Source organism: Streptococcus sp. 2022WUSS037 (assembly GCF_044427225.1).
GTDB lineage: Bacteria > Bacillota > Bacilli > Lactobacillales > Streptococcaceae > Streptococcus.
In genome coordinates this window covers 1-16,053 of record NZ_JAOTGJ010000013.1, presented here as the reverse complement: position 1 = coordinate 16,053, position 16,053 = coordinate 1, and the positions used below count along the sequence as shown (strand labels likewise).

At 42.1% G+C, this 16,053-nt stretch carries 12 protein-coding genes and 1 pseudogene; 11 read left to right on the top strand and 2 right to left on the bottom strand.

Going from position 1 to position 16,053, the window contains the following annotated elements:
* The first annotated feature begins 3 nt into the window (after nt 1-3).
* The 7 genes and pseudogenes from ODU55_RS06285 to ODU55_RS06255 all read left to right on the top strand — a co-directional run.
* Nucleotides 4-2,448, top strand: a complete 2,445-nt coding sequence (locus tag ODU55_RS06285; RefSeq protein WP_398582284.1) for a glycyl radical protein — start codon at nt 4-6, stop codon at nt 2,446-2,448.
* Nucleotides 2,449-2,462: 14 nt separating this feature from the next.
* Complete coding sequence (locus ODU55_RS06280; protein WP_024407592.1) at nt 2,463-3,131, top strand: fructose-6-phosphate aldolase; 669 nt, start codon at nt 2,463-2,465, stop codon at nt 3,129-3,131.
* 31 nt (nt 3,132-3,162) lie between these two features.
* Nucleotides 3,163-4,119: a glycerol dehydrogenase gene (locus ODU55_RS06275; RefSeq protein WP_398582283.1), complete on the top strand. Its 957-nt coding sequence runs from the start codon at nt 3,163-3,165 to the stop codon at nt 4,117-4,119.
* Nucleotides 4,120-4,238: 119 nt separating this feature from the next.
* Nucleotides 4,239-5,333: a glycerol dehydrogenase gene (locus ODU55_RS06270; protein WP_024376526.1), complete on the top strand. Its 1,095-nt coding sequence runs from the start codon at nt 4,239-4,241 to the stop codon at nt 5,331-5,333.
* 168 nt (nt 5,334-5,501) lie between these two features.
* A complete protein-coding gene (locus tag ODU55_RS06265) occupies nt 5,502-6,578 on the top strand; it encodes an aspartate-semialdehyde dehydrogenase (protein ID WP_029171167.1) in 1,077 nt (358 codons plus the stop codon).
* A gap of 72 nt (nt 6,579-6,650) precedes the next feature.
* Nucleotides 6,651-7,586 (top strand): 4-hydroxy-tetrahydrodipicolinate synthase, encoded by a 936-nt coding sequence (gene dapA, locus ODU55_RS06260; protein WP_398582282.1) that lies wholly within the window; start codon nt 6,651-6,653, stop codon nt 7,584-7,586.
* 343 nt (nt 7,587-7,929) lie between these two features.
* Nucleotides 7,930-8,235: pseudogene (locus ODU55_RS06255) on the top strand (MIP/aquaporin family protein); the annotation flags it as partial.
* A 138-nt stretch (nt 8,236-8,373) separates the two neighbouring features.
* On the opposite strand, the gene pepF reads toward ODU55_RS06255, so the two are convergent.
* Nucleotides 8,374-10,164 (bottom strand): oligoendopeptidase F, encoded by a 1,791-nt coding sequence (pepF, locus tag ODU55_RS06250; protein ID WP_398582281.1) that lies wholly within the window; start codon nt 10,162-10,164, stop codon nt 8,374-8,376.
* Nucleotides 10,165-10,330: 166 nt separating this feature from the next.
* Between pepF and ODU55_RS06245 the strand changes: the two genes are divergently transcribed.
* From ODU55_RS06245 to ODU55_RS06230, 4 genes are all read left to right on the top strand, one after another.
* Complete coding sequence (locus ODU55_RS06245; protein WP_002935455.1) at nt 10,331-10,669, top strand: ATP cone domain-containing protein; 339 nt, start codon at nt 10,331-10,333, stop codon at nt 10,667-10,669.
* Nucleotides 10,670-10,852: 183 nt separating this feature from the next.
* Complete coding sequence (gene nox, locus ODU55_RS06240) at nt 10,853-12,220, top strand: H2O-forming NADH oxidase (RefSeq protein WP_398582280.1); 1,368 nt, start codon at nt 10,853-10,855, stop codon at nt 12,218-12,220.
* A gap of 288 nt (nt 12,221-12,508) precedes the next feature.
* Entirely contained in the window at nt 12,509-14,788 is a 2,280-nt protein-coding gene (gene pcrA / locus ODU55_RS06235; protein WP_398582279.1) for a DNA helicase PcrA, read from the top strand.
* 433 nt (nt 14,789-15,221) lie between these two features.
* Nucleotides 15,222-15,719: a hypothetical protein gene (locus tag ODU55_RS06230; RefSeq protein WP_398582278.1), complete on the top strand. Its 498-nt coding sequence runs from the start codon at nt 15,222-15,224 to the stop codon at nt 15,717-15,719.
* 47 nt (nt 15,720-15,766) lie between these two features.
* On the opposite strand, the gene ODU55_RS06225 is transcribed toward ODU55_RS06230, so the two are convergent.
* The coding region (locus ODU55_RS06225) for a transposase (protein WP_398582203.1) at nt 15,767-16,053 on the bottom strand (287 nt) is incomplete at its 5' end.

Sequence of the window (16,053 nt, the reverse complement as noted above, 5' to 3'; positions counted from 1 at the left end):
ACTATGAAAACAGTGACTGAAGTAGCTGGCACTAGCATTAAAACGGAGTATTTTGGAAGTCTGACAGATCGGATGAACAAATACAGAGAAGATGTCCTTGATAAGAAGCCCTATATTGATGCGGAACGGGCTGTTTTAGCAACAAAAGCCTATCAAGAACATAGAGAAAAGCCCAATGTATTAAAAAGGGCCTATATGCTCAAAGAAATATTGGAGAACATGACGCTTTATATTGAGGAAGAAAGTCTGATTGCAGGTAACCAAGCTTCTTCAAATAAAGATGCTCCCATCTTCCCAGAATATACCTTAGAGTTTGTATTGAATGAATTGGATTTATTCGAAAAACGGGATGGGGATGTCTTCTATATTACCGAGAAAACCAAGGAGCAGTTGCGCAGCATCGCTCCATTCTGGGAAAAGAATAATCTTCGTTCACGTGCAGGTGTCTTGCTTCCAGAAGAAGTTCAAGTCTATATGGAAACTGGCTTCTTTGGTATGGAAGGTAAGATGAACTCTGGCGATGCCCACTTGGCTGTCAATTACCAAAAGGTATTGGAACAAGGTTTGCGTGGTTTTGAGGAGCGAGTTCGTGAAGCAAAGGCTAATCTCGATTTGACGGATCCTGCAAGTATTGATAAATATCATTTCTATGACTCAATCTTTATCATCATTGATGCGGTGAAAGCATATGCAGATCGTTTTGTCGCCTTGGCTACTGAATTGGCAGAGAAAGCTCCAACCGCTCAACGCCGTCAAGAACTACTGGAGATTGCACGGATTTGTGCGAAGGTGCCGTATGAACCTGCTGAAACATTTGCAGAGGCAGTGCAATCTGTCTGGTTTATCCAGTGTATCTTGCAAATCGAGTCAAATGGACATTCTCTATCCTATGGACGTTTCGACCAATACATGTATCCGTATGTGAAAGCTGATTTAGAAGCAGGACGTGAAACGGAAGACAGCATCGTCGAACGCTTGACTAACTTGTGGATTAAGACCATTACTATCAACAAGGTTCGTAGTCAATCGCATACCTTCTCATCTGCTGGTAGTCCACTATACCAAAATGTAACCATTGGTGGACAAACACGTGATAAGAAGGATGCTGTCAATCCACTTTCTTACTTAGTATTGAAATCTGTTGCCCAAACACACCTGCCACAGCCAAACTTGACTGTTCGCTATCATGCAGGCCTAGATGCTCGTTTCATGAATGAATGCATCGAAGTGATGAAACTTGGCTTTGGTATGCCTGCCTTCAACAACGATGAAATTATCATTCCATCCTTTATTGAAAAAGGTGTCTTGGAAGAAGATGCCTATGACTACAGTGCGATTGGTTGTGTAGAAACAGCTGTTCCTGGTAAATGGGGTTACCGTTGTACAGGTATGAGCTATATGAACTTCCCGAAAGTGTTGTTGATTACCATGAATGATGGGATTGACCCTGCATCAGGCAAACGATTTGCACCAGCCTTTGGTCACTTCAAAGATATGAAATCCTTTGAAGAGCTTGAAACGGCATGGGAAAAGACACTTCGTCATCTAACACGGATGAGTGTTATCGTTGAAAATGCAATTGACATTGCTTTAGAAAGAGAAGTACCAGACATTCTCTGCTCGGCTCTGACAGATGACTGTATCGGTCGTGGCAAGCACCTGAAAGAAGGCGGAGCGATTTACGATTACATTTCTGGTCTGCAGGTTGGCATTGCCAATTTATCTGATTCTCTAGCAGCAATCAAAAAATTAGTCTTTGAAGAAGGACGATTGACTCCAGAAGAATTGTGGCATGCTTTGGAAACAGACTATGCTGGAGAGCGTGGTAAAGAAATCCAGGAAATGTTGATTGAAGATGCACCAAAATATGGTAACGATGATGATTATGCAGACCAATTGGTAACAGCAGCGTATGATATTTATATCGATGAGATTGCCAAATATCCAAATACTCGCTTTGGTCGTGGTCCGATTGGTGGTATCCGTTATTCAGGTACATCATCCATTTCAGCAAACGTTGGACAGGGGCGTGGTACCTTAGCAACTCCAGATGGTCGAAATGCAGGTACACCGTTGGCAGAAGGTTGTTCTCCATCACATAATATGGATAAAAATGGACCGACATCCGTTTTGAAATCAGTTGCCAAATTACCAACGCATGAAATTGTTGGAGGCGTTCTGCTCAATCAGAAGGTCAATCCACAAACACTTGCCAAAGAAGAAGACAAACAAAAATTAATTGCCCTCTTGCGGACATTCTTTAACCGCTTGCATGGCTATCATATTCAGTACAATGTTGTCTCTCGAGAAACCTTGATTGATGCACAACTACATCCTGAAAAACACCGTGATTTGATTGTCCGTGTAGCAGGCTATTCAGCATTCTTCAATGTATTGTCGAGAGCAACACAAGACGACATCATTGGTCGTACAGAACATACATTGTAAAAGAGGTTATTATTATGGAATTCATGCTGGACACCTTAAATATAGAGGAAATACGAAAATGGGCTGAGGTTTTACCCCTTGCGGGGGTGACCTCAAACCCAACGATTGCGAAGAAAGAAGGTGACATTGACTTTTTTGAACGTTTGCACCTTATCCGTGACATCATCGGTCCAAATGCTTCACTACATGTGCAAGTTGTGGCAAAGGATTATGAAGGGATTTTGGCAGACGCTAAAAAAATTCGTGAATTGGCACCGGAAAATGTCTATATTAAGGTTCCGGTAACGCCTGCTGGTTTGGCTGCCATGAAAACATTGAAAGCGCAAGGCTATCAGATTACAGCAACAGCGATTTATACCGTTTTTCAGGGCTTGTTAGCTATTGAAGCGGGTGCAGATTACTTGGCACCGTACTACAATCGCATGGCCAATCTGAATATTGATTCGAATGCGGTCATCGCTCAGTTATCAGAAGCGATTGATAGGGAGTGTTCGGAAAGTAAAATTTTAGCGGCGTCATTCAAAAATGTGGATCAAGTGAACCAAGCATTTGCAAATGGGGCGCAGGCTATTACGGCAGGTGCAGATGTATTTGAAGCAGCTTTTTCTATGCCATCCATTGAAAAGGCGGTAAATGATTTTGCAGATGATTGGTCTGCCATTCATGGAAGGTATACTATCTAAACAGTTCTATATTATAAAATAAGGGGGCACTATGAAACAATTCTCAGGTCTTTCACGCACTATACAAGGAAATCATCTTTTAGACACTTGTGCGATTGACATTTTGAAAATAGGTCATCGCCCCCTTGTTTTATGTGCAAAACAGGAGTATAATACGACTATAGAAAACTTTGTGAAAGTTTTAACTTGTTATGGACTTATTGTTAAAATAGCCTATATGGAGGAGTGGGACCAGAACTTGGTTGAAGAATGTGGGGAAGTTGGTTTCCGACATTGTGCAGACCATATTATTGGCATTGGTAATAGTTCTGTGGCAGCTTGTACAAAGTCTGTTGCGGATTTACTAGACTTGCCAGCCGTTCTTATACCGACTTCACCGTTTACCACTCTGCCTCGGCTATCGGTGGAAAATATGAAAAGAGAGCGACCATTGTTTAATGAGTCCATCCAGCTAATTATCGCGGATAGGGACCAATTATTGACACAACCTACCTCGGAGTTGATGAATGGAGTGGTCAATACTCTTCTTTATCTAGCAGCCATAAAAGAAGTAAAAAGAAATCATCTATTCAGTTTGGTAGATGATATTCTTATCAGAGATTTTGAAAGCGTTTTATTTAACAGTAGTCTTCAAGCTATAGAGGATTTTGAAGCCCGGATATTATCAAAAGAAGTACAAGATGTCTTAGAAGTTCTTTCTACTTGTGTAACATTAGACCTACCTAGTGATGCTTGGGACGTGATTCAACAAATAGAATCAAAGCTCAGCGAAAGAAGAGAGGATTTAGTGGATGAGCCATTGAAACGAAATCTTGTCCTCTATTTGCTTCTGACCTATTTGACTCAGGAATCAGAAGAATTTCAAGCCAGGCTGAAGTGGTGTCAACAGTTGCTTTTGTCTGCCAACTCTAGCAATCTATCGTCGCTGGAGGCAGTTTTCAAGGAAATTGCACTAGAGATGGGAGAAGATTGCTCGACACGTTGCTAGTAGGCATCGCTGTACAATGGCAATATTAAAAATATGGGCTCGTGCCTCTTGCTTTCGGCAATGCTAACTTCGTTTATTACTCAATATAACACTATCTATTATTTCAAGGAGGGATTCTTATGAAAGTATTTGCAAGTCCATCTCGCTATATTCAAGGTAAACATGTTCTTTTCCAAGGTGCAGAAGCTATCGGAAAATTGGGAACAAAGCCTTTGATTCTTTGTGATGATTTAGTATATGGGATTGTCGGTGAGAAGTTTTTGTCCTATCTCGTTGAAGAAGGGATGCAAGTCCATCGTGTGGCCTTTAATGGAGAAGCATCTGACAAGGAAATCCAGCGCGTCGTAGAAATCGGAAAAGAACAAGCTAGTGACGTCGTAATTGGTCTAGGTGGTGGCAAGACGATTGACTCAGCCAAGGCGATTGCTGATTTACTAGGAGTGCCAGTCGTCATTGCTCCAACTATTGCTTCAACAGATGCTCCGACATCTGCTTTATCTGTCATTTATTCTGAAGAAGGGGCGTTTGAACGCTATATTTTCTATAAGAAAAATCCAGATCTTGTCTTAGTAGATACAGCGATTATTTGTCAAGCACCGCCACGTCTTTTGGCTTCTGGTATTGCGGATGGCTTGGCGACGTGGGTAGAAGCGCGTGCTATTTTACAAAGCAATGGAACAACAATGGCAGGAGGAGGTCAGACACTTGCTGGTATCGCTATTGCACAAGCCTGTGAACAAACACTCTTTGAATATGGACTTCAAGCCATGGCCAGCTGTAAAGCCAAGGTTGTGACAGCTGCTTTAGAGAACATTGTTGAAGCCAATACCTTGCTAAGTGGTTTAGGCTTTGAAAGTGCAGGTTTGGCCGCGGCGCATGCGATACACAATGGATTCACCGCCTTGGAGGGAGACATTCACCATTTGACACATGGTGAAAAAGTGGCTTATGGGACCTTGACCCAGCTCTTCTTGGAAAACCGTCCGAAAGAAGAATTGGAAAAATACATCCGTTTCTATCAAGCCTTGAGTCTTCCAACAACTTTGGAGGAGTTACATTTGGCTGATGCTGGTTATGAAGATCTATTGAAAGTCGGCCAACAAGCGACGATTGAAGGAGAAACAATTCACGGTATGCCATTTGCTATTTCAGCAGAAGACGTTGCAGAAGCTCTGATGGCTGTTGACTACTATGTTCGCTCGTTAGACAAATAAGAAGAGCATTCACAGTTGAGCATGTCCATCTAAACTTGTGAATAGAGGTTCGAAGTAATTGCCTTGGGAAATTCTTTCTCAGGGCTTTTCATTTGAAAAAATTATGATATAATTGTTAAATATAAAATATTTAGAAAATTTTGAAGAATTGACTTAAAGGAGATTTCTATGGCCTATGTAGTAGCTGTTGTTGGTGCCACTGGTGCAGTCGGTGCCCAAATGATTAAAATGTTGGAAGAGTCAACACTTCCAATCGAGAAAGTGCGTTTCCTTGCTTCTGCCCGTTCAGCAGGCAAGACCTTGCAGTTTAAGGGACAGGATATTGTCATTGAAGAAACAACAGAAACAGCCTTTGAAGGAGTGGATATTGCCCTCTTCTCAGCTGGTGGCTCTACATCTGCCAAGTATGCTCCTTACGCAGTAAAAGCAGGAGCTGTAGTAGTTGACAATACCTCTTACTTCCGTCAAAATCCAGATGTGCCTTTGGTTGTTCCTGAGGTAAATGCTCACGCACTGGATGCCCACAATGGTATCATTGCATGTCCAAACTGTTCAACTATTCAAATGATGGTTGCCTTGGAGCCTGTTCGTCAGAAATGGGGCTTGGAGCGGATCATCGTATCCACTTATCAGGCAGTCTCTGGTGCTGGTATGGGAGCTATCTTGGAAACACAAGCACAGCTTCGTTCTGTCTTGAATGATGGCGTGGAACCAAAAGCGGTAGAAGCAAATATTCTTCCTTCTGGTGGCGATAAGAAACATTACCCAATCGGTTTCAACGCTATTCCGCAAATCGACCTCTTCACTGAAAATGACTACACTTATGAAGAGATGAAGATGACAAAAGAGACTAAGAAAATCATGGAAGATGACAGTATTGCTGTTTCTGCAACCTGCGTCCGTATTCCAGTCTTGTCAGCTCACTCTGAGTCTGTTTACATTGAAACTAAAGAAATTGCACCGATTGAAGAAGTGAAGGCAGCTATTGCATCCTTCCCAGGAGCTGTTTTGGAAGATGATGTGGCTAATCAAATTTATCCGCAAGCGATTAACGCTGTCGGTAGCCGTGATACCTTTGTTGGTCGTATCCGTAAAGATTTGGATAAGGAAAACGGTATTCACATGTGGGTTGTTTCTGACAACTTGCTCAAAGGTGCTGCATGGAACTCTGTTCAAATCGCTGAAACCCTTCATGAGCGTGGTCTAGTTCGTCCAACGGCAGACTTGAAATTTGAATTGAAATAATTTCATTAACCAAAAGTACACAAAAGGCTGCACTCAGCCTTTTTTAGCAACAATCAGTAAGAGAGGAAGCCTATGTCTATTCAAGATTTACGTGATGTAAAAATTATTACGGCTATGATTACGCCCTTTAAAGAGGACGGTGCAATAAACTACGATGTTTTACCAGAGTTGGTTGAGCATCTATTGGCTCACCATACGGAAGGGATTTTATTAGCAGGAACAACTGCCGAAAGTCCAACCCTGACACACGAGGAAGAACTGGAACTATTTGGTGCTGTGCAAAAGATTGTCAACGGTCGTGTTCCCTTGATTGCAGGTATTGGTACAAACGATACGCGCGACTCGATTGAGTTTGCTAAAGAAGTGGCAGCATTCGGCGGCTTTGCGGCAGGTCTTGCCATTGTGCCTTACTACAACAAACCCTCTCAAGAGGGCATGTATCAGCACTTCAAGGCTATTGCGGATGCCTCTGATTTGCCAATCATTATCTACAATATCCCAGGTCGTGTCGTGGTTGAAATGACGCCAGAAACCATGTTACGTTTGGCTGAGCATCCAAACATCATCGGTGTTAAAGAGTGTACAAGCCTTGCCAACATGGCTTACCTAATTGAGCATAAACCTGACGACTTCTTGATTTATACAGGTGAGGATGGGGATGCTTTCCATGCAATGAACTTGGGAGCAGATGGTGTGATTTCTGTTGCATCTCACACGAATGGTGATGAGATGTATGAAATGTTTACAGCCATCGAACAACAAGATATTCGAACAGCAGCCGCTATTCAACGCAGGTTCATTCCGAAAGTCAATGCCCTCTTCTCATATCCAAGTCCTGCACCAGTTAAGGCAGTTCTCAACTATCTTGGATTTGAAGTTGGTCCACTCCGCTTACCGTTGGTTCCATGCCCAGAAGAAGATGCCAAACGCATTATCAAAGTAGTCGTTGACGGCGACTACGAAGCAACTAAAGCGACCGTAACAGGAGTCGTACGACCGGATTATTAAAAACGTCTAGGGGAGTGAAACAGTTCGGGGAACTGTTTCAGCTGGTCACCAAGAAATACGAAAGTGACCACAGAAGTCCCGAGCTCAAAAACCCGAAAGCGAGGACAGTCAGGGGAGTACAAATAGGCTAGTAGCCTATTTGTACCTGAGCCTGAAAACAAAAAAGCGAAGTACATCATCTGGTCACCAAGAAATACGAAAGTGACCACAGAAGACCCGAGCCCAAAAATACGAAGGCGAGCTAGTCCAGTGGACTATTCTTACCTGAGCTTGAAAATAAAAAAGCGAAGTAATTTAAGGTGAGCTTTGAAATAAGGGAGCGAACAACGTCTAGGGGACATTTACAATTAGCGAAGCAATCGGAACCTTTGTTTTGGTCTCGGGATTACTGGCTTTCGGTCAGTATGATTTTCCAACAGGGCTTGGCACTTTAATCGTCGGCGGTTTGATTGTTTCCCTCGGAGTTTCTCTTGGCGGTCCAACAGGATATGCCCTAAACCCTGCGCGTGACCTTGGTCCTCGTATCATGCATGCAATCCTTCCATTGAAGCACAAGGGAGATTCGGATTGGGGCTATGCTTGGGTACCAGTACTTGGTCCCATCATCGGAGGCTTGCTTGCGGCTCTCCTTTATGGTCTCATTTTTTAAGAAATATCCTTCTCTAATCAGCAATGGTTAGGGAAGTTTTTTATTACGTAGATACCAAATAAGGGAGGAATTGGTCTTATGGAGAAAACAAGCAAACAAAAAAGGCCTGAACCAATGTGTTCAAGCCTTTAAGAGTTATTAAATTAAGGATTCCAATTTATCCACCAATGAACCAACATAGGCGATGGTTTCTTTGAGTGGTTGGTCTGTTGAAACGTCAACACCAGCGTGTTTAGCAAGGTCTTGGGCAGAAAGACTTGCACCGAGTGACAAGGTTTCCAACCATTTTTCAACAACTTCTTCAGGATGTTCTTCCAATTGCTTAGCCATAGCCGTACCGATGGTCAAACCAGCTGAGTAAGTATATGGATACAAACCAATGTAGTAGTGTGGTTGACGCATCCAGATAAGACCTGCATCGTCACCGATTTCAAAGTCTTCACCCCAGAATTCCTTGATGACATCCAACTTGATTTGGCAGAGAATATCACCATTGAGGTATTCTTCATTGTCCAAACGAGTGTAGACTTCACGTTGGAAGGCTGCTTCAAGCAAGTGAGTGACCATGTTGTGGAAGTAAGTACGGCTGATCAACTCGCTAATCAAGTAAGCCTGGAAGCCAGGGTCTTGGTTGTTTTTCAAAAGGGTGTTACATGTCAAGACTTCATTAGCAGTAGAAGGCGCCTCAATGAAGTAAAGGGATGGATCGTAGCTGAGGACGCTTTGTTTCTTAGCCAATTGGAAATGACCAGCATGACCCAATTCGTGAGCCAATACCAAGACCTCGTTCATCAAACCTGTCCATGAAAGTAGGATATAGGATGGTCCATCGTAAAGAGTAGCACAGAAGCCACCTGTTGCCTTGCCTTCGTTTTGAGCAAAGTCAATCCAACGCTCATCAAACGATTGTTCAATCATCTTCACATAATCCTCACCAAGAATGCCCAAGCAGTCAATCAAGAATTGTTTAGATTCTTCAGGAGTGATGCGTTGGTTGTATTCAGATGGCAAACTGATTTTCAAGTCAGCATGTGTGATTTTGTCCAATCCATGAGCCTTGGCAACCAATTTCACATAACGGCGCATGTGTGGAGCCAATTCCTTCATGATGACATCAATTTGACGGTCGAAGAGATCACGGGATACGTTTTGACGATGCAAGAGGAAGTCGATAGTGCTGTCAAAACCACGCAAGCGAGCTTCGATTTGTTCATTTTTGATATGAGACAAATAAGTTGCGGCAGTTGTATTCTTGTATTTCTTCAAGGTTGAGTAAAAACCAGCAGCTGAATTGCGACGGATCTCGGTATCATGGCTGAGTTCATAATCATTTTCAAAGAGCACATAGCTGTTCCCAAGTGTTTCACCATTTGCCTCGAAGTTATCAAAGGTCATATCTTCAAACTTGGTCACACCGTAGTTGTTGTATGGCTGACCAAAAGTTGGGGCGAAGTTTGAGAGAAGTTCTTCTTGAAGTGGATGGAGTTGATGGGGTTTGTCTCGTAAAATAGCATCGAAGAAAGCAGCCCATTGTGGTTGTTCTTCTTTTAATTCAAGAAGAAAGGCTTCATCTAATTGACCAAGTTCTGAATAGAGGAAATCTCGTTGAGGACGTACCTTGGCAGAAACGAGGTCGTATTCATTGGCCAGGCTCGCCAATTCAGTATTCATCTTGTCAACTTCTAATGGCAAAAAGGCATAGTGGGAAAGTCTACTATCAAGAATGACGATTTTTTCGTATTCTGTTAAGGCGGAAACGATGGTATCCTTATCAGTTAGCTTCCCTTTGAAATTCGATTCGAAAGCTGTCACTTGCTTAGCGTAGGCTGCCAAATTTTCTTTGTAGTTATCAGGGGTCGGAAATAGAATGTCCGTATCCCAAGTTAATTGCACATCAATTTCTTGACGTTTAGGCATTGCGTTTGTCATGATTTTCTCCTTATTTCATTTTAATAGGTCCATTATATCATACTAAAGGGTTTTCAGCGAAAATAAGCCAAGGCAAAATTTATGAAAAAGAATACTTGACAAAATGCATAAAAACCTAGATAATGTAAGTATGAAAGGGTTTACTGAAAACCAGAAAGGAGCTTTTATGCAAGTCATTAAACGTAGTGGAGAGATTGTTGAATTTGACCCAGATAAAATCTACCAAGCCATCATTAAAGCTGCACAGACAGTTTATGTCATTGATGAAACTTGGCGGAAAAATCTTGCTCAGGTCACAAAGAAAGTAGTGCTTGACTTGGAAGAAGCTCATACAGAGCGACCAACGATTAGCATGGTTCAGTCGCAAGTTGAACACCGTCTTTTAGATGCAGGTTATATTTCTATTGCTGAGCATTACATTTCCTATCGCTTGCAACGTGATTTGGAACGTAACGGTTATGGCGATAAGATTATTGTACATCTGCGTTTTGAACAAGTGCGTTAAGAGAAACCTAGAGAAATCTAGGTTTTTTGCTTTTATATATCTTTACATTGTTTAAAGAAAATAGCATTTCAAAAACTTTTTGAAAAAATGTGATTTTATGAGCAAAAATTTTGTAATCGGTATCATTTTTAGTGTATAATAGACTTTGTAAAAAAATATATTTCGAAAGTGAGATTTTCTCTTATGGCTAAAATCGTTGTTGTCGGTGCTAACCACGCAGGTACTGCCGCAATTAAAACAATGTTGACAAACTATGGTCAAGAAAACGAAATCGTTGTATTTGACCAAAACTCAAACATCTCATTCTTGGGTTGTGGTATGGCTTTGTGGATTGGTGAGCAAATTGCTGGTCCAGAAGGACTTTTCTACTCTGATAAAGAACAATTGGAAAGCATGGGCGCAAAAGTTTACATGGAGTCACCTGTTACAAACATTGACTATGATGCCAAAACAGTTACAGCGCTTGTAAATGGTCAAGAACATGTTGAATCATTTGAAAAACTTCTTTTCGCAACTGGTTCACAACCTATCTTGCCACCAATCAAAGGAGCTGAAATCAAAGAAGGTTCTCTTGAATTTGAAGCAACTCTTGAAAACTTGCAATTCGTAAAATTGTACCAAAACTCAGCAGATGTTATTGAAAAATTGAAAAACAAAGACATCAACCGCGTAGCAGTAGTTGGTGCTGGTTACATCGGTGTTGAGCTTGCAGAAGCATTCCAACGTAAAGGTAAAGAAGTTATCCTTATCGACGTTGTAGATACATGTTTGGCTGGGTACTATGACCGCGACTTGTCAGACCTTATGGCTAAAAACTTGGAAGAGCATGGTATTCAACTTGCCTTTGGCGAAACTGTTCAAGAAGTTGCTGGTGATGGCAAAGTTGAAAAAATCATTACTGACAAGAACGAATACGATGTTGACATGGTTATCTTGGCTGTTGGTTTCCGTCCAAACACTGCATTTGCAGGTGAAGGAATCGAGCGCTTCCGCAACGGTGCCTTCCTTGTAAACAAACGCCAAGAAACTTCAATCCCAGGCGTTTACGCTATCGGTGACTGTGCAACTATCTATGACAACGCTACTGGCGACACAAGCTACATCGCTTTGGCTTCAAACGCAGTACGTACTGGTATCGTAGCAGCTCACAACATCTGTGGTACTGACCTTGAAGGTATCGGTGTACAAGGTTCTAACGGTATCTCTATCTATGGTCTTAACCTTGTATCAACAGGTTTGACACTTGAAAAAGCTACTCGTCTTGGTTTGAACGCTGCTGTTACAGAAGTAACAGATAACCAAAAACCAGAATTCATGGAGCATGGTAACTTCCCAGTAACTATCAAGATCGTTTACGATAAAGATTCACGTCGTATCCTTGGTGCTCAAATGGCTGCTCGTGAAGATATCTCATTGGGAATCCACCTCTTCTCATTGGCAATCCAAGAAGGCGTAACAATCGAAAAATTGGCATTGACAGACTTGTTCTTCTTGCCACACTTCAACAAACCTTACAACTACATCACAGTAGCTGCCTTGGGTGCTGAATAATTAATTGAATACAAAAGCTCAGAGATGACTCTGGGCTTTTTTGCATGTCATCTATCACATTGCAACTGCCTATCGAGAGATTTTTTGGTATAATGGAGAGAATGATTATAACGAACCTGTATTCACAGTGTAGTACTTCCATCTAAGCCTAGTTTTTCAGCTACTCATCGTTAGTTTTTTTCAAAATACAGTCGGTATTCCTTCAAAAAACTGCCTTGATTAGCGAAAAACTATCTCTTATTTAAAAGCACTCCACTTGTAATACATGTTCTAAGAAAGTATGAGACAATGAACCCATTATTAAACGGAATGAATGACAGACAGGCAGAAGCGGTACAGACGACAGAAGGGCCGCTTTTGATTATGGCAGGGGCTGGTTCGGGCAAGACGCGAGTCTTGACCCACCGTATTGCCTACTTGATTGATGAAAAAATGGTCAATCCTTGGAATATCTTGGCCATTACCTTTACCAACAAAGCGGCGCGTGAGATGAAAGAGCGGGCCTACGCCCTCAATCCTGCTACGCAAGACTGTTTGATTGCTACCTTCCACTCCATGTGTGTACGGATTTTACGTCGTGATGCTGACCATATTGGTTATAATCGCAATTTTACCATTGTCGATCCAGGTGAGCAACGCACCCTTATGAAACGGATTTTGAAAAATCTTAATTTAGACCCGAAAAAGTGGAGTGAACGTTCTATCCTTGGAACCATTTCCAATGCCAAAAACGACTTGATTGATGACAAGGTATTTGAAGCCCAGGCAGGCGACCTCTACACGCAGATTGTTGCTAAATGCTACACGGCTTATCAAAAGGAACTAAGACAGTCAGAGGCCGTTGACTTTGATGATTTGATCATGTTGACGCTCCGCCTTTTTGACCAAAATCCAGAGGTTCTTACCTATTACCAGCAGAAATTCCAGTATATCCATGTCGATGAGTATCAGGATACCAACCATGCCCAGTACCAATTGGTCAAGCTCCTGGCATCACGTTTCAAGAATATCTGCGTTGTCGGTGATGCGGACCAGTCTATCTATGGTTGGCGTGGTGCAGATATGCAAAATATCCTGGACTTTGAAAAGGACTATCCTGAGAGCAAGGTGGTGCTCTTGGAGGAAAACTATCGTTCGACCAAGACCGTCTTGCAGGCGGCTAATGAAGTCATCGAAAACAACCGCAATCGCCGTCCTAAGAAACTCTGGACACAGAATGCCCAAGGGGATTTGATTACCTACTATCGTGCCAGAGATGAGAATGATGAAGCTATCTATGTTGCAGGACAGATTGACCAGTTGCACCGAGAAGGCAAGGCTTATAAGGATTTTGCAGTTCTCTATCGGACCAATGCCCAGTCCCGTACTATTGAGGAAGCCTTGCTCAAATCCAATATCCCTTACACCATGGTTGGAGGCACCAAGTTCTACAGCCGTAAGGAAATCCGAGATGTGATTTCTTATTTGAATATCATTGCAAATCCATCAGACAATATCTCCTATGAGCGCATTGTCAATGAGCCAAAACGTGGGGTTGGACCTGGTACGGTTGACAAACTTCGTGATTTTGCGACCAGCCACAGCATGTCCTTGCTAGAAGCTTCTCAGGATATTATGTTATCGCCGATTAAAGGGAAGGCAGCACAGGCGGTCTTTGACCTAGCCAATCTCCTCTATAAGCTCCGTAATCAATTAGACAACTTGACGGTAACCCAAGTAGTCGAGGCAGTATTAAATCAAACAGGCTACATCGATGCCCTTGCCGCACAAAATACACTGGAAGCCAATGCCCGCATTGAAAACATTCAGGAATTCCTTTCTGTTACCAAAAACTTTGATGAAAAGGATGCTGAGGAAGAAGAGACAGGTCTGGATCGCTTGACACGCTTCTTGCTTGATTTGGCACTGATTGCTGATACAGATGATGGAGACACCGAATCTTCAGAAGTAACCCTTATGACCCTCCACGCGGCCAAGGGTCTGGAATTTCCAGTTGTATTCTTGATTGGTATGGAGGAAAATGTCTTCCCACTCAGTCGTGCAGCAGAAGAAGAGGACGAATTGGAAGAAGAACGTCGTTTGGCTTACGTAGGCATCACCCGTGCTGAGCAGACTCTCTACCTGACAAATGCCAATTCTCGACTCCTTTTCGGTCGCACCAACTACAACCAACCAAGCCGCTTTATCCGCGAAATTTCCAGTGACCTTCTGGACTATCAGGGTCTCGCTCGTCCAGCCAATACTAGCTTTAAGGCTTCTTATGTCAATGGCAGAGCGACACAGTTTGGACAAGGTATGAGTTTGCAACAGGCCATGCAAAGTCGAAAAGCATCCGTACAACCATCTGCCAAGCTCGGAGGCAGTATGCCTTTCGCATCAAGTACCAAATCGTCTGGCTCAGGCACCAACTGGTCAGTTGGTGACATCGCAGTCCATAAGAAATGGGGACGCGGAACTGTCCTTGAAGTTTCAGGCTCAGGCAGCAACCAAGAACTCAAAATCAATTTCCCAGAAATGGGCCTTAAAAAAGTTCTAGCAAGCCTAGCACCGATAAGTAAGGAAGAGTAGGGATGAGTCAAAAGTAAAGCGGAAACATCGCATTTTACAAGACTTGCGACGTCTTCATAATATTATTTTTAGAACGATATATGACACCTCAAAATGGGTCTTGACCTGACTGTTTTGAGGTGATTTTTTGTATACTGCTTAAAGCATCGAAACAATCTTGCACGCTTTGATGACATCTAGATAAGCAAATTTTGCATCGGACGTTTTTAGAGTGTGTCTTACCATCTATATGCTAAATGACAAATATAGAAAAAAACGGATAGCTCCAAGAGAAAATACTACTTATATTGTTATACTGATAGTAGTTAAAAGTCTTTTATTTGCTAGAGACTCTCATCTTAGTAAGGAAGGGATAGCCTAGAAATGGGACGATTAGCTTGCCAGTATTTTTGTAGCTAGCGCAAAAATAGATCAAGTAAAGAAGGAGACTCTTATGAGCAAACGTAAAATTATATCAAGTTTATTTTTAAGTGCTATCGTATTGGGAGGATTGCTGTTTACACAGACACCAACCGTAAAAGCAAATGAAGAGGGAAAGGTGCAAATAGCACATATCTCGCCTATCTTTGATCCTGGAGAACTTATTCAAGAGACTAACTATAACGACTTGGTCCAAAAGTCAGTATCTATTGAAGATTTTTCGACAAATAGCAATAACGAGTTTACATGGAAAGTAAAGTTCAATCCTACACATTGGAACTTCACCAATGATAAGGGAGGGTACTACTTTATTATTCCTGAGGGCTTAAAGTTGAAAAGTATTACTGACCAAAACGGTGAAAAATTACTTGAACAATTCCCTAAAAATGTCAGCGATAGCAACAATAATTCTGACAGTAGGTACCGTCTCTTTAAAAAAGAAAGCGACGCATCTGGAGATCGTAATTTCGAAAGCCAATGGGGTTGGTCAGCAGGACGTGTAGGCAGTTGACAAGTAAACCAATGGAAAGATGAAAATGCGTTTTCAGATATTTATAGTCATTTAGTTTTAAAATAGTATTCCAAAGAATACTCAACCGATTGAAATCTCCTCAATAACTCAGCCACTTTTCTTTTCAAGCCAGCCCAGAATCGTTCAATTGGGTTAAGTTCAGGGGAATAAGGTGGAAGCGGAAGAAAATAGTGTCCCTTAGCCACTGCAAGCTCATCTAGTTGTTTCTTGGGATGAAAAGCTGCATTATCCATAATGATGACATGGGGTTCTGTCAAGGATGGCAATAGCTGCTCCTGATACCACTTGATAAATAATTCCGCTGTCATCGTTC